General features: G+C 66.4%; 16 protein-coding genes and 2 pseudogenes. 8 read left to right on the top strand and 10 right to left on the bottom strand.

The window, feature by feature from the left end:
• Window positions 1–1,878, bottom strand: coding sequence for a hypothetical protein (locus JRI60_RS43705; RefSeq protein ID WP_204221995.1), 1,878 nt, complete (start codon window positions 1,876–1,878; stop codon window positions 1–3).
• A 212-nt stretch (window positions 1,879–2,090) separates the two neighbouring features.
• Here JRI60_RS43705 and JRI60_RS55225 point away from each other — a divergent pair.
• The 4 genes and pseudogenes from JRI60_RS55225 to JRI60_RS43690 form a co-directional block, all read left to right on the top strand.
• Window positions 2,091–2,453: pseudogene (locus JRI60_RS55225) on the top strand (hypothetical protein); the annotation flags it as partial.
• A gap of 621 nt (window positions 2,454–3,074) precedes the next feature.
• Window positions 3,075–4,574, top strand: a complete 1,500-nt coding sequence (locus tag JRI60_RS43700; protein ID WP_430384423.1) for an Ig-like domain-containing protein — start codon at window positions 3,075–3,077, stop codon at window positions 4,572–4,574.
• A gap of 634 nt (window positions 4,575–5,208) precedes the next feature.
• Window positions 5,209–5,754 (top strand): annotated as a pseudogene (locus JRI60_RS43695) (RCC1 domain-containing protein); the annotation flags it as partial.
• Between the two features lie 361 nt (window positions 5,755–6,115).
• On the top strand, window positions 6,116–6,994 hold the full coding sequence (locus JRI60_RS43690; RefSeq protein ID WP_204221992.1) for a hypothetical protein: 879 nt from the start codon (window positions 6,116–6,118) through the stop codon (window positions 6,992–6,994).
• Window positions 6,995–7,155: 161 nt separating this feature from the next.
• On the opposite strand, the gene JRI60_RS43685 is transcribed toward JRI60_RS43690, so the two are convergent.
• The 5 genes from JRI60_RS43685 to JRI60_RS43665 all read right to left on the bottom strand — a co-directional run bounded on the left by JRI60_RS43685 (window position 7,156) and on the right by JRI60_RS43665 (window position 13,313).
• Window positions 7,156–9,249 carry a lectin gene (locus JRI60_RS43685; protein WP_204221991.1) on the bottom strand — a complete coding sequence of 698 codons (2,094 nt, stop codon included), beginning with the start codon at window positions 9,247–9,249 and terminating at the stop codon, window positions 7,156–7,158.
• Window positions 9,250–9,760: 511 nt separating this feature from the next.
• On the bottom strand, window positions 9,761–10,429 hold the full coding sequence (locus JRI60_RS43680) for a hypothetical protein (RefSeq protein WP_204221990.1): 669 nt from the start codon (window positions 10,427–10,429) through the stop codon (window positions 9,761–9,763).
• 32 nt (window positions 10,430–10,461) lie between these two features.
• Entirely contained in the window at window positions 10,462–11,919 is a 1,458-nt protein-coding gene (locus JRI60_RS43675) for a M48 family metallopeptidase (protein WP_204221989.1), read from the bottom strand.
• A gap of 119 nt (window positions 11,920–12,038) precedes the next feature.
• Entirely contained in the window at window positions 12,039–12,614 is a 576-nt protein-coding gene (locus JRI60_RS43670; protein ID WP_343213365.1) for a TetR/AcrR family transcriptional regulator, read from the bottom strand.
• Window positions 12,615–12,806: 192 nt separating this feature from the next.
• Window positions 12,807–13,313, bottom strand: a complete 507-nt coding sequence (locus JRI60_RS43665; RefSeq protein ID WP_204221987.1) for a hypothetical protein — start codon at window positions 13,311–13,313, stop codon at window positions 12,807–12,809.
• A 179-nt stretch (window positions 13,314–13,492) separates the two neighbouring features.
• Between JRI60_RS43665 and JRI60_RS43660 the strand changes: the two genes are divergently transcribed.
• Window positions 13,493–14,023 carry a hypothetical protein gene (locus JRI60_RS43660; protein WP_204221986.1) on the top strand — a complete coding sequence of 177 codons (531 nt, stop codon included), beginning with the start codon at window positions 13,493–13,495 and terminating at the stop codon, window positions 14,021–14,023.
• Between the two features lie 60 nt (window positions 14,024–14,083).
• Here JRI60_RS43660 and JRI60_RS55220 read toward each other — a convergent pair whose 3' ends face one another.
• Window positions 14,084–14,209, bottom strand: coding sequence for a PEP-utilizing enzyme (locus tag JRI60_RS55220; RefSeq protein ID WP_204221985.1), 126 nt, complete (start codon window positions 14,207–14,209; stop codon window positions 14,084–14,086).
• Window positions 14,210–14,730: 521 nt separating this feature from the next.
• Here JRI60_RS55220 and JRI60_RS43650 point away from each other — a divergent pair.
• Both JRI60_RS43650 and JRI60_RS43645 read left to right on the top strand, forming a co-directional pair.
• Window positions 14,731–16,854, top strand: a complete 2,124-nt coding sequence (locus JRI60_RS43650) for a recombinase family protein (protein WP_204221984.1) — start codon at window positions 14,731–14,733, stop codon at window positions 16,852–16,854.
• A 170-nt stretch (window positions 16,855–17,024) separates the two neighbouring features.
• Window positions 17,025–18,215, top strand: a complete 1,191-nt coding sequence (locus JRI60_RS43645) for a glycoside hydrolase family 5 protein (protein ID WP_204221983.1) — start codon at window positions 17,025–17,027, stop codon at window positions 18,213–18,215.
• A 143-nt stretch (window positions 18,216–18,358) separates the two neighbouring features.
• On the opposite strand, the gene JRI60_RS43640 is transcribed toward JRI60_RS43645, so the two are convergent.
• Entirely contained in the window at window positions 18,359–19,174 is an 816-nt protein-coding gene (locus JRI60_RS43640; RefSeq protein WP_204221982.1) for a peptidoglycan-binding protein, read from the bottom strand.
• An 822-nt stretch (window positions 19,175–19,996) separates the two neighbouring features.
• Between JRI60_RS43640 and JRI60_RS43635 the strand changes: the two genes are divergently transcribed.
• Entirely contained in the window at window positions 19,997–22,204 is a 2,208-nt protein-coding gene (locus JRI60_RS43635; RefSeq protein ID WP_204221981.1) for a hypothetical protein, read from the top strand.
• Window positions 22,205–22,256: 52 nt separating this feature from the next.
• Here JRI60_RS43635 and JRI60_RS43630 read toward each other — a convergent pair whose 3' ends face one another.
• Window positions 22,257–23,288 (bottom strand): phytanoyl-CoA dioxygenase family protein, encoded by a 1,032-nt coding sequence (locus JRI60_RS43630; protein WP_204221980.1) that lies wholly within the window; start codon window positions 23,286–23,288, stop codon window positions 22,257–22,259.
• 108 nt (window positions 23,289–23,396) lie between these two features.
• A complete protein-coding gene (locus JRI60_RS43625; RefSeq protein ID WP_204221979.1) occupies window positions 23,397–24,116 on the bottom strand; it encodes a DUF6209 family protein in 720 nt (239 codons plus the stop codon).
• Window positions 24,117–24,129 lie beyond the last annotated feature (13 nt).

Below are 24,129 nucleotides of genomic sequence, written 5' to 3'. Positions count from 1 at the left end.
TCAGCGCCCCCTCTTGAAGAGGTCCGACTGCGTGAGTGCCTTGACGTACGGACGGACCTTGCGGCCCCCGGAGATGAAGCGCGCCACCTGGTCCTCCAGGTAGCCCGCCTCCTTCGCCGGGTCGATGTCCCGCCCCATCACCTGCGCGTGCAGGTGGCGCACGACACACCGGTCGAACGAGCCCGAGGCGACGATGAGCTTGGCGAAGCCCAGCGGCCCCACCGTCCCGTCACTCACCTGGCCCAGCAGGTTCTGCTCCGGCGGGAGGAAGTCGATGAAGACGGCCTCCGGGTTCGCCTCGGCCTGGGCCTGCGTGACGGGCGTCAGGAGCGTGTCGGGCATGTACCAGCGGTTCCAATGGCTGAACGGGTCGGAGTGATAGGGGTACTCGCCGGTGCGCCACCGCGCGGGCCAGTGCCACACCTTGCCCACGCCCGGCATCGGGTAGGTCGCGCCATGGCCCTCGAACCCGTGCCCTGTCTTCGCGTAGCGCTTGAAGTGGATGGCCGCCGGATCCACCCGGCGGTGGCAGTGCTGGCAGGGCCCCTCCGTCCCCGGGTCCCTCCGGTACTCGTTGAACTCCTGTCCCTGCGGCGGGGAGAGCTCCTCGCACGCCAGCATCTCCAGCGCCCGCGCGCCGCGCACGCGCTCGCGGGTGAAGGCGCTGAGGAAGCCGAGGCTGGTGAGCATGCCCGCGGCGGGGATGCCCTTCATGGCCGTGGACTGCGTGCGCGGGTCGTACCGGTAGTCTCGCTCCTCCAGGAAGAAGGGGTTGCGGGCCGGGACGGAGTACTCGCGCCAGGCGGTCGGATCTCCCTGGGAGTGCTCGGGGTCGACCGGCGCGCTGGCGAAGCGCGACGGCCTCCACCAGGAGTCGTCGTCGAGCAGGTACGTCAACTCGCCGGCGAGCCCCTGCATCACGTAGGCGGCCTGCAGGCGCGTGGGCCCCACGGAGTAGTTGCCGAGGATGAGGTCCGTCATCGGCCGGTCGTGCCAGCCGAGGTGCGCGAACAGCCGGGCGGGTTCCTCGGCGACGAGCCGCCGCTGCCCCTGCGGGTTGTGGAGCCCGTAGTCCTCCCAGCCCGCATAGCTTCCCGTGTCGGCGTGGCAGCGCACGGCAGCGGGCCCGCAGCCACAGTTCGCGACCGGGCCCGCGGTGGCGCAGGTCACCGTCACAGGGAAGCCGCTCGCGTCGCGGTCCTGCCCAGTGGCCGCCACGCTCGCCGCGTAACCGACCAGCACCGCCGTCGTGCCCGGCGCCCACCAGGGCTCGATGGAGCGCTCCTCCGCGGGGGTTCCATCCGGCTTCTGGCCCTGACAGGCCTTGTCGTCGCCGCGGAAGTACTTCCAGGCCCCGGCCTTCGGGGTGCCGGCCGCGCACCGGACGATGGAGCGCTGCTGCTGCAAGCCATACTCCGGCGGATCCGCCGACGGCCCCACGGGCGGGATGTTGAACCAGTCGCGCGCCGTCTCGAACAGCGTCCGGTAGAAGGCGGGCTGCTGGAGCGTCTTGTCCACGAAGGCCGAGACGTAGGCGCGCTGCGCGGCCTCGTCCCCGGCGGACTCCAGCGCGGCGTACTCCTCGTCCGTCGGAGGATTTCCCCTCAGCGCCAGCGAGGCGCGCCGCAACAGGCGGCTGGGGACGAGCACGTCGGCCGGCACACCCGCGTTGGAGCCGCCCTGGGGCGGGGGCTCGACGCAGCCGGCGTCCTCGCCACCGGGATTGTCAATGGGGGCCGTCGTGCTGCCGGTGGAGCATCCCAGCCAGAACAGCAGTGGAAGGACCCATAGCAGGGAGTGCGCGCATCGCGCGGCGGCCAGCCATGGAGGGGGGAGCTTTCGGTTGGAGCCGGAAGAAGTTGAAAGACAGGGGGGCATGAGCGGCCCCCAGGCAAGTCACATGCCATGGGGCGCTCGCGCGGGCTCTCCTGGGAGCAGGGGTCCATGGCACGGGTCCTGAGCCCTGAAGTGATGGGGGGCCTCCCCCACACTCTGTGGACCGCGCGCCCCACAGTGCCTGCCTCGCGCACCCGGGTGACGAAGGCAACGACGTTGCCCCGGGCGCGGATCCCCTGATACCGATCACGCGCATGCTCCTTCGACCTCTCGTTCGAACCCTTGTCGTCAGTGTGTTGGTTCTGGCCTCAGCCGGCTGCACCGGCTCTGACAATGCAACAGGTGACGGCGGAGTTGTCGGGCGAGCTGACGCAGGGGCTGATGCGGGGGTCGACGCCGGTGTCAGCGCGTGCGGTCCGAGGCCGGAGCGCCCCGCCTCGCCGACGAAGCTCGCCGCGGCAAGCGTCTCCTCCTTCGAAGTCTCACTGGCGTGGGAGCCGTCGCCAGATGCCTCGGTCAAGCGCTACCGCGTGCTGCTGGGCGCGGCGCAGGTCGGACAGGTCAATCGGCCGTCCTTCACCCACCGCCCGGCCGTCCCGGGCGAGACGTACACATACACCGTCACCGCGCTCACCGACGACGGGGGAGAGAGTGTCCCGTCGAACCCGGTGACGGTGACCATCCCGAATCCCCAGCCGGATGCGCTCTCCGGGCTGGCGGCGGGACGCTGGTACGAGTTCCCGGCTTCGAACCTGCGGGCCGCGGCCCTGATGCCGACGCCCGATAACTATCAGTGGCTCGCCTGGGGCGAGGGCATCAGCGGAATCATGAACGACTGGTCGAGCGGTGCCTTGGACACCCAGCGCGACCGGCTCTACATCACCGGCGGCGGCCACAACGGCTACTTCGGCAACGAAATCTACGGTTTTGATCTGCGCAAGGGCGCGTGGCTGCGCCTGACCGACCCGGACCCCGTCAAACAGGGAGATGAGTGTCCCTCCCGGTCGTTGGGGGTCAACTGCGCCGTCCACACCTACGATGGGCTCGAGTACCTGCCTCCGCCCTTCGACCGGTTTCTCGCGATCGGCTGGGATGGCTGGCCGCAGACGGCGCTCAACCTCGACACGAACCGCTGGGAGAGTCACCCCGACCTTCCCCAGCTCGGAATGCGCACCGGCGCCAACTGTGCCTACGACCCCGGCACCCGCGTCCTCTGGTACCACGCCGGTGGAGGGGCGATGTCGTTCTGGGACCCGGCCACCGGCAAGTGGACCATCCGCGGTGAGACGGATGACCTTGGCTATTATCGGAACGCGGTCGTCGACCCCCGGCGCAAGCTGTACGTCGCGGTGGGTCAGGGCTTCACCGAGACCTGGGCCATCGACGCGCTGGGGAAGTTCGTTCCGAAGCACGTGCGGCTCGCGACGACGGGCGACAGGGAGATTGAAGCCGGTGGCAATCCCGGCGTCGACTACGACCCGGTGAGCGATCGCATCGTGGCGTGGAAGGGAGGCGGGGACGTCTACACGCTGGACATCGACACCCGCGTCTGGACGAAGCATCCGGCACTGGGCACGGTGGTGCCCGGACCGGCCAACATGAACGGGACCTTCGGGCGGTTCCGCTACGTGCCAGGCCTGAACGTCTTCGTGGTGGTCAATACCGTCGACACGAATGTCTTCGTCTACCGGCTCGATTCGAGACCCCCACGCCTGTTGCGTCGCATCGACGTGAAGGCGCCCAAGGCCTCGGTCGAGACGAACACGACCGGCAAGCTGCAGGTGACGGCGGTGTTCCAGGACGGAAGCTCGTTCGTCGCCACGTCGGGGGTCACGTTCAGCTCGCTCGACCCGGAGGTGGCGACCGTGGACGAGGGTGGCACCTTCCGGGCCATCCAGCCGGGCCGGGCCCGGCTGCAGGCGAGCTACACCGACCCGCTCACCCGGCGCGGGCTGGTCGGAGCCCTGGAGCTCGAAGTGGTGCCGATGGCCGGTGATGTCGTACTCGACGCGCTGAAGATTCAGCCAGCATCGGCGCTCAAGGCACTCCGCGGAATGCCGTCACGCTACACGGCCGTCGGCTCCTTCCACCGCGGCGCCGACGTCTTCACCCGCGACGTCACCTGCGATGCCACCTGGAGCTCCGACAATCCGTCCATTGCCACGGTGACCAGCGGCACGGTGCAGGGACTCTCGGAGGGAAGCACGACGCTCCACGCGAAGGTCGGGCAGGTCGACGCCCAGGCAGCCCTCGAGGTCACTTCGAGCGCGACCCGGGAGCTCTTCGCCCTGAACTTCCAGCCTCCGGGACCGCCGGCGGTGGAGGGCTGGGCGGTGGCCGACGACTCCGCCTTCGACGCGGCCCGTGGTTGGGGCTGGCAGGGCGCGGCCGGTCTTCTGACCCGGGGCGACCGCAACGGCACCAAGGATCCGCGCCTCGCCAGCTTCGTGCTGACGACCGGAGGAAAGTTCCGGCTCCAGGTTCCCGATGGCCGGTACCACGTGGCGGCGTCCGTGGGAGACAACACCTTCGGCGCGGGCCTCTCGAGCGTGGAGCTCGCGGGCGCGGGCATCGTCTACGGCGTCGGCGCGGGCAACACGGCGGGAGCCGGCATCGTCGAAGCCACCGGAGGCAAGGGCCTCGTCTTCGACGTCGTGGGGCCCATCAACTGGCTCGCGGTGATGCCGGTCAACGGCCTGGATTTCGACGAGGCGCTTGCCGCGGCGAAGACCTGGTAGCGGGTGCTTCTCGAGGTCGCTCGGATGGCGTGGCACCCCATGGCGCGCGAGATATGCCGGTGATGCGCAGGTGACGATGCGCGTGCGCAGGAGCAGGCGGGACTTCAGCGCCGATCACGTCGCGCTCCAGGCGCACCTCTGCCCTGCGCGGGCGAGCGGTCGCCTCGGGCTGCTCGAGAGGGTGCGTCCCTCCGCTGTGAGGCAACCTCGCTTGCAGCGCTTCTCGATGTCGAGGTCACCGGGGCGGGCTGGGGGGGGTGCTCGGCACCCCGAGGTTCATGGCGCCGGAAGTGGTGCGGGGTGAGGCCGCGCCCTCGACCGAGACGGATCGCTACTCGCTGGCCGAACTCCTCTTCTGGTCAGCCAGAAGCCGGGTGACCCGACCTGACCTCGGGGGCTGTTCCACTGAATCAATTGCGTGCACGGCGGCGGAGATGGGTCACGGCGATGAATGCAAGACCGCCTGTGCGAGCACCTGCGGCGATTGTCGGCTTGAATAATGTGGAACGCAGAATCGTCAGGATTGCGTGAGTGACTCTTCAGGGACCACACGCTCTTGCGAAACGCAGTGCCAGAGGAAGGCAGATGCCGCCCGCGAAAGTTGTAACGCTCCCTTCTGACCAGGAGCAACGCAATGAAAAGCAATACAGGACGATGGATGACCGGACTGCTGGGAGTCTGGATTGGAGTGCTGATGGTGGTGGGTTGTGGTCAGCCCACGGACGAGTCCGGAGAGCAGGCGTTGATGGGGGCGCCTCTGTGGGCCGCACAGTCGCGAGTACGCCTCGCGGCAGGAGGATCACATTCTCTGTCACTGCGCCCGGATGGCACCGTCTGGGCCGTCGGCGCCAACGGCTTGGGCCAACTGGGGGATGGCACCACGAGCAACCACTCGGCGCCCGTTCAGGTGCAGGGGTTGAGTGGAGTGGTGGCCGTGGCCGCGGGCTCCTCCCATTCGTTCGAGGTGCGCTCCGACAGCACCGTATGGGCTTGGGGCGACAACTCCCACGGCCAGTTGGGGGATGGCACCACGAGCAACCGCTCGGTGCCGGTGCAGGTGCAGGGATTGAGCGGGGTGGTGGCCGTGGCCGCGGGCTCTCACCATTCGCTGGCGGTGCGCTCCGACGGCACCGTGTGGGCCTGGGGTTATAACTCCGATGGCCAGCTGGGCAATGGAGCCGCCTTGTCCACAACCACCGCCATTCGCTCTTTGCTATAGCCCATGGCAGCCACCACAGCCAACAGGATGCTGTCGAGGTGCCGTGCCTCCGAGGCAACACGCGGCCCGGTGAGGGCTCCGGATGTGGCGGGCGAGTGACTGGGTTCCCAGGACGGAAGCCGGGTCGTGCATCGGAAGGCAACAGCGCGCCTGGAATCCGTGGCGCTCAAAGCAACACGGGAAGAACAATCTTCACCTTCTTCAGAGGAGGAGGCACGCCCTGGCCCGTTTCCTGCTCCAGGCCAGGGCACGCTCGGCGAACCGGCCGAGCTACCGTGACGCATCGGCTCGCGGTCCCCCCACCTCGAAGAAGATGACCCCCATGATTCGCCCCCTGCTTCGTTCCTCCCTGCTTCTCGCCTGCGTGCTCGCCTCGGGCTGTGGCCCCGTCCAGGAGTCCGAGCCCATGCCCACGCCCGAGGGAACCCTCGCCCAGCCCCTGCGCTGGCCGAGGTGGCTCCGGGTCATCGGCTCGGACGTCTTGGGTGCCGTCACAGGGGCGTACCTGGGCGCTCAGAATGGTGAATCCGGCGGAGTTGGCCGGGTCACCGGAGCCGTCTCGGGCGCGTTCACCACTGGAGTCGGGGCCTCCTCCGAGGCCGCCACCAGGGAGACCACCACCCAGGGAGTGAGCGCGGGCCGCCGGGCGTCGGGCGATCCGTCCAATCCCCTCAACCCGTTCGACCATATCGGCAAGCACCACAACGCGGCACTGGACGACACCGTGTCCATCATTGGGCCGGGAGGCTGCATTCCCAACCCCTTTCCCTTCCCGTTCCCGCGCGATCGGACCCAGGGCCCCATCTGGGAGTACGCCAGCAAGGCGCTGAACGCCCCGCCGGAGCTCCTGAAGATGCCCGAGTTCGAGGCGGCCTGGCACGACTCGCTCGACTTCGTCGCTTCGGCCGCTGATGAGGACATCGGCGTTGCCCTCCAGAATCGCGTGAAGAGCGGAAAGATGACGGCGGCCGTGAGCCAGCGGCTCATCCGCTACTTCACCGCCGTCGCGCCCCTCGACACGGACACGCTGATCGAGACCACGAAGTCCTTCGAGATGGAGACGCTGGCGGACAAGACGCTGGATGAACAGGACCGCACCACCCTGCTGAGCGGTTACTCCGTCGCACGCTACAGCGCGGCGTACTGGGCCGAGCATGCCGCCCGGACGACCGCTTCGCCCTGGTGCGCCTGCGGCAAGTAACCCCCATCACCGGTTCCGAGCTCCATTGAAGAGCGACGACGCGACGGACCGGTGAAGGGCCGTCGCGGTCAACTCGAAGTAGCGGGAGGCGGGAGCTGCTGCTTCGTCCTCGCCCGGCGCCGCCGCCGTGGGGACCAGCAGGTGTCAGCCTCCACAGCTGCCTACTGCCCGAGAAGGACGCGGAAAATCTTCTCGTTGCTGTTGTCGGCGATGCTGTCCTTGTCGCCCTCGTTGGTGGTGGTCAGCCACAGGTTGCCGTCGGGGGTCGGCTCGACGGTGCGCAGCCGGCCGTAGGTGCCGACGAAGAACTGCTGCACGTTGGTCACGCCGGAGCCGCTGATGACCTCGCGGTAGAGGCGTGAGCCGCGGGCGCAGGCCACGTAGAGGACGTCGCGGACCACCGCGATGCCGGAGCAGGAGCCTTCCGACGTGGGGTAGGTCTGCTTCGGGGCGATGTACCCGGCCGTCGCGCAGCCCGAACCGCCCTGGGACACCGTCCCTTCACAGTTCGGCCAGCCGTAGTTCCCGCCCTTCTGGATGAGGTTGGTCTCGTCCATCACGGAGTTGCCGAACTCCTGTTCCCAAAGGCGGCCCTGAGAATCGAAGGCCAGTCCCTGCGGGTTGCGGTGGCCGTAGCTCCACACGTAATTGCCGAAGGGGTTGTCGGACGGGACGCTGCCGTCGGCATTGAGCCGCAACACCTTGCCGGCCAGGTTGTTGATGTCCTGCGCGTAGGCGCCGTTCTGGGCATCCCCGGTCGACGCGTAGAGCTTCCCGTCCGGTCCAAAGCGCAGGCGCCCGCCGTTGTGGAACTTGTTGCGGCCGATGCCCTGGACCAGCACCTGGAGCGAGGCGGTGTTGAGGGCGCCGTTCTCGTACCGCAGGCGCACGATGCGGTTGTCGGTCGGGGAGGTGTGCATCACGTACAGCCAGCGGTCGCTGGAGAAGGTGGGGGAGAGGGCCAGCCCCATCAGCCCGCCCTCGCCGTCGGTGCTCTGCACGTTGGGGACGGTTCCCACCGACGTCTTCTGGCCCGTCGCCGGGTCCAGGCGAACGATGTTCTGCGCGTCTCTGCGGCCGTAGAGCACCGAGCCGTCCGGCAGGTTCACCAGGCCCCAGGGGATGTCCGTGTCGGTGGCGACCTGGGTGACGGAGCAGACGGCGTTCGCGCAGGCCTGGCCGGTGGTGACCGTCACGGCCGAACTCTGGGCCGACGCATTGTCCTGGGCGTCGCGGGCGAGCACGGCGTAGGCATAGGCCGTGTTCGGGGAGAGGCCGCTGTCGACGAAAGACGTCCCGGGCGGCGAGCCGGACACCGTCCCGATCTTCACGCCCCCTCGGAACACGTCGTACGCCCTCACGCCCTGGTTGTCGGTCGACGCGCTCCAGCTCACGGTCACGCTGGTGCCCGAGGCGGTGGCGGAGACACCGGTCGGGACGCTGGGGGGCTGGGTGTCCACCTGGCACGGCGGCGGGGTGATGGAGAGCGTGGCGCTGCCTTGAGAGACGTTGCCCGCCGCATCCCGCGCGTTCACGTACAGGCCCCAGGTCGCGCCGGGGACCACGGTCAGAACGGTCGACACCGTGGCGCCGGAGACGGTCTTCATGAGCTGGCCGTCGTGGTAGACGTCGTAGAAGGCGACCCCCTGGTTGTCCGTGGACGGGGACCACGAGAGCGTGGCCGAGTTGCACGTCACGTTGGACAGGGTGAGCCCGGTGGGCACGGTGGGGGGCTGGGAGTCGGGCGGCAGCGACCACTGCTGGTTCGTCTGGCCGTTGCAATTCCAGAGGATCACCGGCGAGCTGTTGGTGGTGGCCCCGCCGGACACGTCGAGGCACAGCGAGGACGGCGTATGGACCACCGTGCCGTTGGCGTTGCGGACCCACCGCTGATTCGCCGCCCCGGTGCAGGCGCCGATGACCGCCCTTGCCCCGGCGCTGGCGGTCGCGGGCTGGACGCACTGGGCGCCGTCGAACACGCGCAGCTCGCCCTCGGGCGTGAACAGGAACCGCTGGTTCCCCTCTCCGTGGCAGTCATAAATGTTGAGCCCGGTCCCCGGCGTCTGGCTGTTCTGGGCCACGTCGAGGCAGCGGCCGGACTGCACGCCGATGAGCCGGGTGCCCGCGGTAAGCGCGGCGGTTTGCGGTTGGAGTTCGGGGTCGCTCTCCGGCTCCACTGCACAGGCAACGACGGCGGCGAAGAATACGGCCAGTCCGGTGCGGCGAACGACGACGGGCAGGTGACGAACGTTCATTGAGACGCTCCTTTGCGTGCCGCCTCCTTCCCGGTCTTCGGGGTTGGACTCAAGCGATCTTTGTGGGTCCGCATCGGCTGGTGTTGAACCCCAAGCAGCAGGTGCCCACAGGCCCACGCCCCCTGCCGTGGCGTATAGGCGGGATGGGGGCTCTGTTGCGGGAGAGGGCCGGGGTAGGTGGTAGGCCAGGAGGGCCGCGCGACCCGCCCTGGACAGTGCAGGAGCAAAGCTCCGCGCGCAGCGGTCTCAGTGTTTGAGATTGCGGAACGGATTGTTGAACGGCTCCGCGCCCTTCTTGTCTCCGGCGGGGCTGACCGTGGACCAGTCCGTCCGGCGAGGCGACGCTGACGCGGGCGGCGAGCAGGCTCGTGCGTACCGCACCGCGGATGGTGTCAGGGCTCGAGCCGTTGTTCTCGCTCCAAAATCGCTCGCACCCCTCCGGCTTACACTCCGGGCCGGGAGCCGCAGCGCGGATCCGCGGCGCGAACTGCCCTGAGGGAGCGCGACGGGCTCAGCGAGCCTGGAGCGCCTGAAGCTCAGCGGTCGCGTGGGCGGCCTGCAGATGACGCTCGATCAGCTCCAGGGTCTCATCCCAGTCGAGCTTCTCGCCGTTGACCTTGATGCCGGCCATGCTCACCGCGATGCGGCGCTTCTTGCCCTTGGGGAACACCACCGCCTGCGACACCAGCATGCCGCGCAATCGGGTCGCGGTGGGCAGGGAAGTGTTCTCGCCGACATGGAAGTTGATCCAGGTCTGCGACAGCTCGGCGATCTCCAGGTCGTTGACCTCGACCAGCGGCAGCGGCGCGGACAGATTGGTCACCTGCAGCTCGGTGCGGGTCAGCACCATGTGTGGCGTGGCGCCGTCATTGCGATGCTGGTAGGCGAGCACCACACCGAACAGCGCCAGCGCCAGCAGGAAGGCGATCATGCCCCAACTCGGCGACGCCTGCGTCTTCATCATGTAGATCGCCAGCGCCAGCGGCGCCACGCAGAACACCGGGCCGCGGTAGAAGAACTTCTTGGTATCGCGGAACTCGCTGCGCTCGGGCGCGTTGGCGATGATCTGCTTGAGCTCACGGATCGCCTCGGCCTGCTCGGCCTTGCTGCGGTGGGCGAAGTCTTCGCTGAGCGACTGCGCCAGGTTCTGAATGGCGTCGGGGGATCGGGATTTGGACATGGGAAGCTTCCTTGGGGAAAAATGAGAGGGTTTCAGGCGGCCTGTGGGCGGCTGGCCAGCATTCGCGTGAACCATGAGGTCTCCGCCTCACCGAGCTTGCGAGTGGCTTGCCGCAGCAGGTCCGGGTCGAGCGATACGACGAGGGCCTCGAGCCGCGTACGGGTTGGGGGATGGGTATCGACCGGGTGGGCGATGGTGTGTTCCAGCGTCTCCTGGGTCAGCGTCAGCTCGGTCCGCCGAAGCCGTTCCAGCAGGGCCTGGATCAGGTTGCTCCCCCGCAGCCGCGGATCGGCCAACAGTTGATCAATCACCTCGGACACCGCGGTCACCCGGATCAGCGCCGAGGCACATACGGCGGGGCCCCCGACGCGCGCGCCGACCTGATCCGCGGCCAGTTCCTGCTGGCGGCTCCAGTGGTGATAGGCGCGGTCGAACTGGTCGAGGTAATACACCGAGGCCCAGATGGCCGGACGGTTGAACCAGCTCGGATGGTCCTCGTCCTGCTGCAGCAGCACGGCGATCTTCTGCCGCATGCGCCGGTACAGCGGCGACAGCTGTGCGCCATGGTCGGTGTCTTTGTGCGAGAAATGCCCGAGCTCGTGGCCGATGATCGCGGCCGTCTCGGCCTGGCTCAGCACACTGGCGAAGGTCAGTGGGATATACAGCGTGCGGCCACTCAGCATGAGCTGCTGCGGATCGACCCGCACCGGCGTGCTGGTGACGAAGAAGCCATTGACCAGGCCGACCACGATATGGTCCGGCCGCGGCACGTCGAGCTTGCTGGCGATGCCGTCGACCCACTTCCACAGCCCCGGCGCGTCGTCGCGCGCCTGCACCCGGCCGAGCACGTCCACGCCCAAGGATTCCAGGGGCGCCAGCTCGCGGCGGGCGCGGAAGAACAGCCAGGCGGTGGCCCAGCTCGCGCCCCACCACGGTAAGGTGAACACCACCGCCACGAAACCGTGGGTGGACCAGTGGGTGTATGACCATACCGCCTCGTACAGCGCGGTGGCGGCCAGCGCCGTCAACATCAGACCGATGTGCCACAGCAGCATCCGCGACACCGCATCGAAGCTCGCTCCCAGATGACCCAGCAGGTAATCGAACGAGCGATGCGCGCGGCGGCTGTCGACGCGGATCTTCAGCACGAGGACCAGGCCCATCACGAAGGCGCCGAACTCACCGAGCAGCGCGGCGGTCGACAATACGCGGCGCAGCATCAAGCTGCCCGGCTGAGCCTCGAGAAAGCGCAGCTTCTCCTCGAGCTGGCTGGCACGCGACTCCGTCCTCATCCGCTTCATCTCCGCCGCACGGCCGCTCTCGCCGGTATCGGGCGGGTTGCGCAGCTGCGCCAGCCGCAGTGGCAGCCTCACCAGGTCCTGCTCGCTCTCCATCACCCGGAACCACTGCAGCGCGGAGTAGGGCATCAAGCCAAGAGGGAGCAGCAGCAAGAAAGCGAGGACTTTGCGTTGGATGGCGTGGTCGTTCATGGATGGCGGTTGCGGCCCATGCGCTTTCCAGGGCCGCGAGGTCTCGAGGACCCGTTTCAGCGCGTGTACTGTTAGACGTCCGCCAGCGGCGGCAAGAGCAGCAACGCCCCGATGCGCACTCAGCGCCTTCCCAACATGCGGAGCGCCAGCTCGGTGTGAATATCAGCGAGGGTCTCGATATCGAGCGTGCCCGCCGGCTCGTACCAATACGGGAGACGCACGCCCATCGCGGAGATCGCCGCCGCGGTGGCAACCGCGTGGGGAGGAGAGAACCGCCCCATCGCCACGCCGCGCTCGATGACCTCGCGCAAGAAGGCGGCGGATTGGTTTCGCAGTGCCATCGCCGGTGCGGAGAGCTCGGGTGGCAGGGTGTGGATCTCCTCATTCACCACGACCGCCAACTGCGGGTGGGCCGCATGCAGGAGGGTGTGGGCCCGGACGAGCGCTCGCACCTGCTCCGCCGGTTCGGTGCCCGCGTTCAGCAGCGCCCCACGGAGTGCTTCGTGGTGCGCCTCGTGGCCAATCTGGACGAGCTCCGCGAGGATGTGCTCCTTGGAGGGGAAGTGCGAGTAGAGCGCGCTCGGTTGGAGCTCCAGCTCCTTCGCGACATCCCGGATCGACGTGCCATGAAACCCCTCGCTCGCGAAGAGCCGCAGGGCCGTCTCCAGTATCCGCCGCCGTGTGCCGTTGGGCACCGTTGCCGGAAGGGTCGCCTTCTGAACCTGCAGATGTGATCGAGGAAGGGAGCGCATGATCGGCCTGCTGAACGAACGTTCGTTCAGCAGGCCGGTGGGTAACACACTCTCTTTGCGCTTTTCAATCGTTTACGAGGGCGGACGGATTTTTGAACCTGTCTTCCCTGTCCCGACTTGTAGGGGGGAGCCGGCTCACTGGCCGGCGCAGATGTCGTTGAACGCGACGGTGGCATCCTCCTGAGCCCAACGGCCGATGCGATCCGCTGCGCCCACGGCCTGGACGTAGACGGTGGAGCGCTGGTTGTTGGTGTCGTCCAGAACGAAGGCGGGCAGGGCCTTGGATACCAGGTGACCGCCAATCTGCTCGCGCCCCTGGGTGTCGTCGATCGGATCGCCCCCGTCATTGTCCCAGCCATCGGTGGCACACCTGGCCGTGACTTTCACCCGCTGCGCGACCACCCCCTGTCCGGCGGGAATGTGTTGCAAGGCGACGAAGACATGGCCATCGGCATCGACCGCGACCTGGGGATGCGCGACCTGATCACCCACGGCGGTGGTGTCATCGATGGTCTCGCGAATCCAATTGGCGTCCACGTGGCAGTTGGCGCTACACGTCGCGTAACGGATCGTTTTGTCGACCTTGTGCACGGCGACGACGTGCAAGACGCCGTTCGCATCGGTCAGGTGTGGAAAATCCACTTCCGTGCCCCTGGCTCATGTCCGGCTTGGGAGGGCGGGGCTCCCGGAGCCCGGTGCGCCCGAGCCGGGATGGGAGGTGGTCCTCGGTCCTCCCCGACGCGCTCATTTTTCTCTCCACTCCGAGTCCGGAACGCACTAGGAGCGCGTCCGCAATTCCCCACCTAGACTAGGAGTGAATCATGTTCCGAATGGGCGTGCTTGCGGCATTCATCGTTGCGATCACCACGGGCTGTGCCACCGGTAGCCGGGCATACATGGACTCGGGTCTCGCCAACCGCGCGGAGCCCGCCTCCGTGTGGAACCGTCCGCAGGAGGTGGGCTTCGACTGGGGACCGGAGATCACCGGTCAGGCGAGCTATCAGTGCGTGTTGCTCCTCATCTGCTGGGGTGCTGAGGACGGCGGCGCGCTGGACAGCGTGGGCTCGTTCGTCGGTTCCATCCTGGGCAGGGGCGGCGCGGTGACCGACCCGCTCGTGCGCGCGGCGGCGGCGAACGCGGTGAAGAACGCCCCGAAGACGGACGGCATCTACGTGGTGGCCCACGACACCGACGCGTTCAACATCATCATCTACAAGAAGCGGACGGCCTCGGTGCGCGGCAAGGCGATCACCGTGCGAGCCATCGGCGAGGTCAGCCAGGATCGCTCCGACCGCAACCGCAACCTGAGCGCGCTGGGCGGCAGCCTGGTGAACGTCGGCGAGGTCAAATAACGGCTCCCGGCCATGAAGAGCCCAGCAATCTCCTCGGGAGTGCTGGGCTCTTCCAGCGAATCAGGCCTTCGGGCCCCAGGAGTCCTGGAGGGTTTGGGGGCCCCCAGCTATCAGCTTGGTGGCATTTTCCACTCCGACAACTGCTGGCAACCCATACTCACGTGCGATGACTGCTCCATGGGTCATCAGTCCACCAACTGCGACCGGCACAGTCGCTCCACATCCCATTCGCAGACTACGATACATGCAGGGCCGGTTTCGGGCTGCGTGACCATCACCCTGCCGACTCATCCGCTCCAAGGCGTGCAGTTGCCGTTCATCCGCACCGTCCGCAGCCAGGACGGCAGGCGGTACATCGATGTGGAGCACCCACCTGGCTGGTGCATGAGGCTTCCCATCGAGTGGACAGACCGCTCCCCGCCTCAGCTTCCACCCAGCATCGGCGGTCGTGAGGCTCGCCTCGGCATTTCCGACCTGCTCAAGCTCGCTGATGCTGTTGAGGTGGCACTTCGCCAAGAGCCTGCCCCGCCGCCTGATTATGACTCAGCGGCTGCGCATAGCTTTATCCATGTTGCCTCCTCCAGTCCCTCAACCCGCACTGCCCTGGTCAACACTGCCCGCCGCAATCCGACAAGACCTCCTCAGAGCGTGGACGACCCTCCTGCACAAAATGCTTCGCGCCGAGGCCGCAAGCGCGGAGGAAAGCGATGAACGAGAAGATTCGAGCAACCCATCTGGAGCGGCGCGCGATTGTCTACCTGCGACAGTCCACACTCAAGCAGGTCCACGAACACCATGAATCCACCGCTCGCCAGTATGCCCTGCAACAGCGGGCCTTGGAGCTGGGTTGGCCGACCGAGCGGATAGAGACCTTGGATGAGGACATGGGCCAGAGCGGTGCAAGCGCGAGCTGGCGTGCAGGCTTCCAACGGCTGGCCGAGGACGTTGCACGCGGACGAGTAGGAGCCATCTTCTCCCTGGAAGTTTCGCGCCTGGCCCGCTCTTCAGCGGACTGGCACCGCCTGCTCGAACTGTGTGCCCTGGCCGATGTCCTCATCGCAGACGAGGACTCCGTCTTCAGCCCTCGGGATTACAATGACCGGTTGTTGCTCGGTCTCAAAGGCACCATGAGTGAGGCCGAGCAGTACTGGATGCGCCTGCGCCTGCAAGGGGGCAGACTCTCCAAGGCCAGGCGGGGCGAGCTCTTTCTCCCGCCACCGGTCGGCTACGAATGGGATGAAGCGGCTCAGCGCTTGCGCCTCGACCCTGACGAGCAGGTCCAACGCATGGTGCGCCTGGTCTTCGAGCGCTTTCGTATGGAGGGCAGTGCCTTCGCGGTCATGCGCTACTTCGAAAGGAATGGGCTGAAGATGCCTGTTCGCTCTCAAAGCATGCACCAGGTGCGCTGGGGTCCCGCACGTCACGGAACCATCCTCCAGATACTTCACAATCCCGCATACGCGGGTGCCTACGTCTTCGGCCGCCGCGAGGAGCATCTGGCGCTGGTGAATGGTCAGTTGAAGCGACGGCGCATCATCAAAATGCCACAGGAAGAATGGAAGGTATGTCTGCGAGACCACCACCCGGCATATATTTCCTGGGAGGAATACCTGGCCAACCAGAAGAAGCTCCATGAAAACCGCTCCAACTCCAGGTTGCCGGACCAACGTGGTGCTGCTCGCGAAGGGAATGCGCTGCTGCAAGGCCTCGTGCTGTGTGGGCGGTGTGGCCACCGCATGCAGACGCGCTATCACGGCCTACGACGCCATGCGTACTACGAGTGCCGTAGTCCCACACCAGAAGGTGGCGACAAGAGCATGTGCTGGATGGTCGCGGCAGCAGCGATTGATGAGGCCGTTGCCAGGCTCTTTCTCGAGGTAACTCAGCCCCCAGAAATCGAACTCGGGCTCGCCGTGGCCCGAGAGGTGGAACGCCAGGTGGGCGAGGTCCAGCATCAATGGAAGTTGCGCTTGGAGCGTGTCCGCTATGAGGCTCAACTGGCGGAGCGCCGCTATAAGGCCATTGACCCAGATAACCGTGTCGTGGCCCGGACTCTTGAGCGCGAGTGGGACGACCGTCTTCGCGAACTCGAAGAGGCTGAGCACGAGTACCAGGAGGTCCTCAAGCGCGAGAAGCTCGAACTGACGGACAAGGACCGGGCAAGAATCCTTGCTCTCTCAAAAGACCTGTCTCGCGTCTGGAATGCGAAGAGCACGACCCATGCAGAGCGCAAAAATCTCCTCCGTATCCTTGTGCGAGAGGTAACGCTGAGGCCGCTCGAAGTGCCCGAGCGGATGACGCGTATTCAGGTGGTCTGGCAGACGGGGGCGAGCAGTGACCTCAGCATCCCACGTCGTACTCGATTCGAGGCAAGGAAGACCTCCGCCGAAGCTGTCGAGTGCATTCGCACGCTGTTCGAAGAAAAGAGGAGCGATGACGAGATAGCGGTCGAACTCAATCGGCGCGGCTTGCGCTCCGGTGGCAAACGCCCTTGGGATGCGAAGGCAGTGAGTTGGGTCCGCTGGCGCCACGGTCTCCATCACTTGCCCGTGCCACCGCAGGCGGGGCCGCAACCCACTCGCCGAGCTGATGGCCTCTACTCCGTGCGCGGGGTGGCTGAGTACTTCAACGTCACCAGGTGGATAGTGTACTACTGGATAAAAGAGGGCTGGCTCAAGGGTGTCGAGGGCGGTGGGATGGGGCGCTGCTGGTGGTTCAAGCTGGATAGCCAGACAATCAAGCGCCTGACTGATGCCAGGTCCCGAGGGTACGGGCCAGGCGGGCGTAGTCATTCCCAGAGCCGTCTCCGAGAAGAGGGGCATTATGCATAGCGCACCCAAGCCTTCCCGGTCGTTCTCATGCAGGTGGGTATTGGCATGGAGGGAAAAGCCCTCCAGCGGATTGTCTTTCCCTTGAACGATATATATACGGGTAAAAACCGACTAGCGTTCAACTCCGGGCTGCGTCCAAGCCAGACATCGAAGGGAAAGGCTGACTCCGTATGTTCAAGCACCTGAAGATGATGAGCCTCCTGCCGTGGATCCTCTGTGCCTGCGGAGGGTCCGAGCCGGAGGTCCAGGTGGTTCAGGAGGAGCCCGCGGCCGACGCGCGCGATGGTGGCTCGGAGAGCCCCACGGTGGCCAACCCCACCGGGCGCTTCTACATCGTGGGCAAGGACATCGTGGACCCGAGCGGGAACAAGTTCTATCCCGTGGGGGCCAACCTGGACGGCTGGGATTTCTTCCAGCGGGACACGGAGAACCGCGCCGCGGCGGCCGCCAACTGGGGTTGGAACATCATCCGCATCAACGGGGCCCAGCTGGCGCATCCGGATTGGAAGACGTACGGGCTCGTGTCGGGTGACCTGTCGAAGCCCAACTTCGACAAGATCGACCGCATCGTCCAGGCCTACACATCGCGGAAGATCGTGGTCCTCATCGAGTTCCACGACGGTGTGTGGGCGAACGGCGGCGTCGACGCGACCCGGCTGGCCCAGACCCGGAGCGCCTGGATCGCCCTGGCCAACAAGTACAAGACGAACACCTTCGTCTGGTTCAACCTGCTCAACGAGCCCGTCTGGAGCCAGCCGGTGAGCGAGTATTTGAGCGTGCACACGGACCTGCGCGACGCCATCCGCTCCACCGGCGCGGAGAACATCATCGTCATGGACGGCGGTGTCGCCGGTCAGGAGTGGCCGGGCTGGGGCATCCCGGGGAATCTCATCCCGACGTACGGGCCGCAGCTGTCGCAGAACCAGTGCAACATCCTCTTCTCCATCCACGTGTACAACGCCTGGGCCGAGGCGGGCGGGAGCAGCCCCCACACGAGCCAGTTCATCGCGTACCTGAATTCGGTGCAGAGCAAGAACCTGGCGCTGATCGTGGGAGAGACGGGCTGGAACTCGAACGACAGTGACGTGCCCCGGCTGAAGGCTGGAAGCATGATCGCCTTCACCAACGCGCCGGCCTACGGCGTGGGCATCATCGCGTGGCACGGCAACCCGAACTGGGGTGACACGTTCGCCCTGACCAAGGCGGACTCGAGCGGCCAGTTCTACTCCATCGACAACTGGACCCAGCCCACCACGCTGACGGACTTCGGCAAGGTGCTGTGGGACCTCTCGCACAAGAAGCCCGTGCTCGGCGCCTTCACCGGGAGCTACGCGGCCAGCGGTTGCGCCTCGGCGAAGTGAGGGGACGCCGAGGCCCATCAGTGCTCCCTTGATCTCCGGCGGCGTGGACACCGTGACCCTTGACCGGCGGGGACGCGGGCTTCAAACCGCCTCGAGGGGCTCCATCACGAGCTCGACGGTGGTCGTGATAGGGGCCGTGTCGTTCATCCAAACAGTCGTCGCCAGTCGTCAGACCAGACCTCGCCGTAGCGAGTAGTGAAGCGGGAATACAGCTTGCGCTGCCAGCTAGCAACCGCGTCCTTCGTGGGTTGCTCGAAGATGCCGTCAGCCCACCCCGCGGTTTTTGGCGCGAACCCAAGAGCTTGCAGGCGCTCCTGGATTGCTTTGATGTACGGACGCTCACTGGCGTAGAACCCACCGTGAGACTCATTCGGGCCTGAAATCAGACCGTAGTAGTGACCCCGAGGCAGAACCCATCCCAGCGGCGCGTTCGGTGTCTTGGGCGAGATGGTGCCCGTACCCTGGCGACCGTTCTGTGAAACGAAACTGAGCCCAGGCCCACCCGGCACCAGATGTAGGGGGCTGGCCCCAGCGCCCTGCTCGATGAACAGCGGGTACTGCATGTCAGATGTGTCGGCGTTGCCACTGGAGGTTCTGAGCTGCTCATGGTGCAGATGCTTGACCCCCGTCCCCACAGTGCCGGCCCGACCAATCCAGGTACCCTGCTCGCAGACGGTACCGATCCGTGCCACCTGATCCATGTGCATGTAGGTCGTGAACCAGTTGCCGAGCGTCCTGGTGCCGGGAATGAAGTGCCTGATCTCGATGCCGCCGGGCCAGAAGCTCTCATGCACAATGCCAGGAGCCGAAGCCAGTACCGCACTGCTGTTGGGCCACCCATCGAAGTACATGTCCATCTTTTTGTCGTCGGGCTTGTGGCCCACGTACGTCTTGATTACGACTCTCGTACCTGCCAGAGCAGGCAAAGCGAACTGCGGTCGGGTGTTGGCGTCAGCCATGTTTTCGCTCCTTCACCAAGACAGGGGTGTCAGACACTTCATCCGCGTGCCCGGGCAACCCGGCTCGTCCTTCGGTGGAGAGACTTGTGCGGAACTCCGGTTCCCTCCCGGGCCCAACACTCCGTTCCTTCCTCATGGATTCCTCCATGCAATGTCCCAAGAGGAATGGAGTGGGCTCGCGGGATTCGTGACGTTGAGCACCTGTTCCGGGCAACGCGCGTGCACGCCGCCTGCTGGTACAGGCGGCCCCCTGCCTGCCGCAGGTACGGAAGCCTGGGACAGCGCACTCGTGAGAAGGGTCCGCGCGTATGGGTGCCCGACGCGGAAAGAAGAGATGAAAACCTCCGCCCGGGTCGCGGAAAAGCAAGGAGAGAGGCCCTCTTCCGGACGGCGGCGTAGCGCGGGGGAAAAAGGAGCGCTCGCCGGGCGCCAAGACTCCGCAGCGGACTCTCAGGGCTTCACGGGCTCTCCGTACTTCGCCTGAGCTTGCTCCGATTCCGTGGCTCTCCCGCGGTTTGCTGCTGCTTCGTCCTCGCCCGGCGCCGCCGCTGTGGGGAGCGCATGGGAGCCGCCGCGGAACTCTTCAAGGATGCCAGGCTCATTTTGAGAAGCCTTCACCGGGATGGATGCGAATGGGAGAGGGCAGGGGTTGACATGTCCGCCGACATGTCAGTTCGGAGCACTGACATGTCGGCCATGGGCTTGTCCCAATGACGAATGGCGATTGGGGCAGGCATGGTTGTTGCTTGGCGACGACTCGTCGGCGGCTCATCGCGGTTCGTATGAGCGCGCTCGATACACAATCCATGTACGGGGACCGAAATGATACAGACGCAGGCACAGCAGGAGGGGGGCAAGGTCATCCTCATCAGTGACGCTCAGACCACGAGCGTGATGGCCTATGCGCAGGTGGGCGCCGACACAGACACCTTCGTGACCAATATCGTGACCTGGTTCAAGGGAGGGCGGGGGGGCAGGTTCGTCAACATCGATGAGGTTGACGCGCTCCTGCCGGAGGCCTTCGGGGACACGGTCACACGCAATGGCGGCACGCTCGAGAGGGTGTCGTCCCCTCCCGAAGATCTGCCGGGCTTCCTGGCGGAGTACGACGGCGTCTTCTTGTCCCAAACCCAGGTGGATAACGACGCGCTCATCGACTACGTCAATGCAGGAGGCTGCGTCTACATCGCCGGAGGAGGGAGGTCTGGCGAGAGCTCGGCCTGGAACACCTTCCTGAATCACTTCGACATTGTCTTGAAAGAAGGGCTCGAGCCATTCACGGGGCTCGCGAATCTCGTGCCCAATGACCATCCGCTCATGCAAGGGGTCTCCGTCCTCTACTTCGACCAGCTCTCGCCCATCGGTCTCATCACGGACTCCGGCCCGCAGTTGTCCCAGACCGTCGGCGCCATGGGCTCGACGCCCATGATCATCGTCGCCGATGCGAGCCAGGCGACCCAGACGTGGACGGACGGCGTGGCGGTGACGCTTGCTTCCGGGCAGCAGGATCCGTACGGGATCACGGTGGACGCGACGAGCGTCTACTGGACGAACACCGAGGGCGGCACGGTCATGAAGATGGGGCTCGACGGCAGCACTCCCATCCCGCTCGCCTCCGGACAGGGCACTCCGCAGGGCCTCGCGGTGGACGCGACGAGCGTCTACTGGACGAACTTCGCTGGCAGCTCGGGACTGTGGAAGATGGGGCTCGACGGCAGCAACGCCGCCCCGCTCGGTATCGATGCCCGCCTGGACATCGCGGTGGACGCGACGAGCGTCTACTGGACGGACATGAACGGCATGGTGATGAAGTCGGATTTCAGTGGCGGCACCCCCACCAACCTCACCAGCGGATATGAAATGGACTGTCACTCGCTCACGATGGCCGCGACGGGCCTCTACTTGACGGGCGACCCTGACGGGCTGTACGGGCAGGTGGCCGGCCGCATCTCCCCCATCCAGGTCCAGCCCCAGCCGACAGAGCCGTGGGGGATCGCGGTGGACGCGACGGGCATCTACTGGACGGACAATGTCAACGGCGGCCAGGTGATGAAGGCCGGGCTCGACGGTGGCACTGTCACCCCGATTGCCTTCGGGCAGGACACGCCGGGCTGCGTCGCGGTGGACGCGACGAGCGTCTACTGGACGAACCGCAAAGCCGGCACGGTGATGAAGCTGATGAAGGGATTCACTCTGCTCGCCTCCGGCCAGCAGGGGCCGGCCCATTTCGCGGTGGACGCGACGGGCGTCTACTGGACGAACACCACCGGCGGTACGGTGATGAAGTCGTATTCTGATACAGGCATGGTCGTCTCGCTCATCTCCGGACTGGCTCAACCGACCGGTATCGCGGTGGACGCGACGAGCAGCATCTACTGGACGAATCGCGGCGACGGCACGGTGATGAAGGCGAATCCTTTTGGCCACAATCCCATGCAGCTCGCCTCCGGGCAGAACCAACCGACCGGCCTCGTGGCGGACGCGACGAGCGTCTATTGGACGAACAGCGGCGACGGCACGGTCATGAAGGTGGGGCTCAACGGCGGCACGCCCACCCCGCTCGCCTCCGGGCAGAACCAACCGACCGGCATCGCGGTGGACGCGACGAGCGTCTACTGGACGAACAGCGGCGACGGCACGGTCATGAAGGTGGGACTCAACGGCGGCACGCCCACCCCGCTCGCCTCCGGGCAGAACCAACCGAACGGCATCGTGGCGGACGCGGCGAGCGTCTACTGGACGAACAGCGGCGACGGCACGGTCATGAAGGTGGGGCTCAACGGCGGTACGCCCACCCCGCTCGCCTCCGGGCAGACGTCTCCGATGTGGATCGCGGTGGACGCGACGAGCGTCTACTGGACGAACGGGCACGGCGGCGGCACGGTGATGAAGGTGGGGCTCAACGGCGGCACGCCCACGACGATCACCACCCTCTCCAGCCGGGGCACCCCACTCGGCATCATGGTGGACGCGACGAGCGTCTACTGGACGGATACCGATGGCGGCATGGTCATGAAGACCGCAAAGTAGGGAGTCCTGCCGCCGTGCTCGTGGAAGCGGGCACGGCGGCGCGGAATCCGCGCTACTCCCTCCGGCGGTTGTCCGGGTGGACCATCCGCAGGAGGGATGGATCGTACGTGAAGAATGCGTCGAAGAGATTCAGGTACGAGTGCTTCTCCCGGGCCAGCCGGCTGCATACGTCAGGGCCCAGGTCCATGGGCACCCCGCCACGCAAGAGCTGGAGGTTGAGATCGGCGCTCGGGTTGGTCTCATCGTGGCTCGGCGCGGGCGCGAGGTTCATCAGCCAGGAGATGCGATCAACCCCGGATGAGTTGGCGCGGCTCCCGTGCCATACGTAGTTGTGGAGAAACAGCGCGTCGCCGGCCCGCATCGTCATGTCGAGGGACTGTTCGGGCGCGTCGAACGGATCGACGTACATGCACGCCCGTGTCTCGTCGATGTCGACGAGTGGGATCCAGAGGTGCACGGAGCCCTTGTGGCGCCTCGAGGCCTCGGAGAAGCCGGCCTTGCCGCCGTCGACATCCCGGTGGCGCCGGGTGGCGTACGAAGACCCCGCGCGCACCACCATGACCTGCTCATACTCGAGGAACACCTCGCTTCCCAGGATGCGCCCGAGGAGCGGCCCCAGCTTCTCGGCCAGCGCCTGGAGGAGGTAGGGGACATGGAGCAGCACCTTCTCCAGGTTGATCTTGTCCCGGTACGCAGCCCTGTCCGCTCCCCATACGTCGGCCATGTGAGGATTCACGACAGCGCGCAACGTGCTCACCAGCTCCGCGGACAGGACGCGTCGAACCACGGCGAACCCGCGGCGCTCGAAGTGCTCCTTGACCTCGTTCGCATAGAAGGCGTTGTCGATGGCGCGGATTCCCTCCCACACGTCCACGGGCCCGTCCTGATCGAGCGAGTGGGCGAAGAACCGCTCCGTTCTCTCGGTGCCGTCGGCGCGGCGCACCACGTACCGGAATGGCTCGCCGGGGGTCAGCTTGCCCGCATCGACGGTGTAGACGTGCGGCAGGTAGGGATGGGGCTCGCACCTGGCCGACGCTCCACCATGGGATCTGGCGACCAGGCATTCGCCGTGCTGCAGATGCATCTCAATGAGTCTCTGGTTGCTCGAATGCATGACAATACCGGGGCGGTGTGCCGCCGTGCCCGTGGAGGCGGGCACGGCGGCACGGAATCCGCGGTGACTCCTTCCGGGTTACTCCTGATGGAAGTGCTTGCCGCTGTTGTCGTCGACGTAGGTGTGGCCGTTCAGCTGGTAGGCCAGGTCGAAGACCACGGGCGCTCCACTCGGGAGCGCGGAGTTGGGAAGGAGCCAGATCCGACAACCCTCCGGGTCGCGGGTACCGGTGTCCGTGAGCGACGCCTCCCGGGCGTGGCCTGGAACGCCCCTCTCGAGCACGCGGTAGCGCACGCTGACGTGCGTGGCCCGCGGGTTGACGGCGAGCCGGAGCTGGCGCGCATTCCCGTTCTCCGACGACGGCGCTGGGTGCACCCGGACGTCCCGGGTCAGGAACCGGAACCGGAAGTTCCGGCCGTAGTCGCTGTCGTAATGCACCCGTCCATCGCTGCTCCGGTAGTCGAACCAGACGACGAGCTCCTCGGCATCCGCGGGGATGGCGAAGTCCTGGAAGAGCATCGAGCCGTAGCCCGTCGGATCCTTGTCGACGTGCCGGAGGATGCCGGCGGGCGACCACAGCACCTTGTCGTGCACCGGGCCGTTCTCGGAGAACTTCACGTGCACGGTGATGGGCTGGTCGGGAGATCCGAAGAGATAGCCGGGAGCCAGCGGCATCCGGTGCGGATCATAATAGATGCTGAGCCTGCCGCCCGGCTTGAGCTCACCCTCGAGCCGTTGGGTCCAGACATGGGTGAAGTAGATGGTGGCGGCTTTGCCGAGTCCGTGTCGCGAAATCATGGAAACCCTCGTG

It is taken from the genome of Archangium violaceum (genome assembly GCF_016887565.1).
Classification (GTDB): Bacteria; Myxococcota; Myxococcia; order Myxococcales; family Myxococcaceae; genus Archangium; species Archangium violaceum_B.
The sequence above is the reverse complement of the archived record's forward strand: the minus strand, read 5'-3'. Positions and strand labels throughout refer to the sequence as shown.

Coding starts and splice junctions, on each gene's coding strand:
- JRI60_RS43705 (WP_204221995.1), bottom strand. CDS start 1,878: ATGCCCCCCTGTCTTTCAACTTCTTCCGGCTCCAACCGAAAGCTCCCC.
- JRI60_RS43700 (WP_430384423.1), top strand. CDS start 3,075: ATGTCGTTCTGGGACCCGGCCACCGGCAAGTGGACCATCCGCGGTGAG.
- JRI60_RS43690 (WP_204221992.1), top strand. CDS start 6,116: ATGATTCGCCCCCTGCTTCGTTCCTCCCTGCTTCTCGCCTGCGTGCTC.
- JRI60_RS43685 (WP_204221991.1), bottom strand. CDS start 9,249: ATGAACGTTCGTCACCTGCCCGTCGTCGTTCGCCGCACCGGACTGGCC.
- JRI60_RS43680 (WP_204221990.1), bottom strand. CDS start 10,429: ATGTCCAAATCCCGATCCCCCGACGCCATTCAGAACCTGGCGCAGTCG.
- JRI60_RS43675 (WP_204221989.1), bottom strand. CDS start 11,919: ATGAACGACCACGCCATCCAACGCAAAGTCCTCGCTTTCTTGCTGCTG.
- JRI60_RS43660 (WP_204221986.1), top strand. CDS start 13,493: ATGTTCCGAATGGGCGTGCTTGCGGCATTCATCGTTGCGATCACCACG.
- JRI60_RS55220 (WP_204221985.1), bottom strand. CDS start 14,209: ATGACCCATGGAGCAGTCATCGCACGTGAGTATGGGTTGCCAGCAGTT.
- JRI60_RS43650 (WP_204221984.1), top strand. CDS start 14,731: ATGAACGAGAAGATTCGAGCAACCCATCTGGAGCGGCGCGCGATTGTC.
- JRI60_RS43645 (WP_204221983.1), top strand. CDS start 17,025: ATGTTCAAGCACCTGAAGATGATGAGCCTCCTGCCGTGGATCCTCTGT.
- JRI60_RS43640 (WP_204221982.1), bottom strand. CDS start 19,174: ATGGCTGACGCCAACACCCGACCGCAGTTCGCTTTGCCTGCTCTGGCA.
- JRI60_RS43635 (WP_204221981.1), top strand. CDS start 19,997: ATGATACAGACGCAGGCACAGCAGGAGGGGGGCAAGGTCATCCTCATC.
- JRI60_RS43630 (WP_204221980.1), bottom strand. CDS start 23,288: ATGCATCTGCAGCACGGCGAATGCCTGGTCGCCAGATCCCATGGTGGA.
- JRI60_RS43625 (WP_204221979.1), bottom strand. CDS start 24,116: ATGATTTCGCGACACGGACTCGGCAAAGCCGCCACCATCTACTTCACC.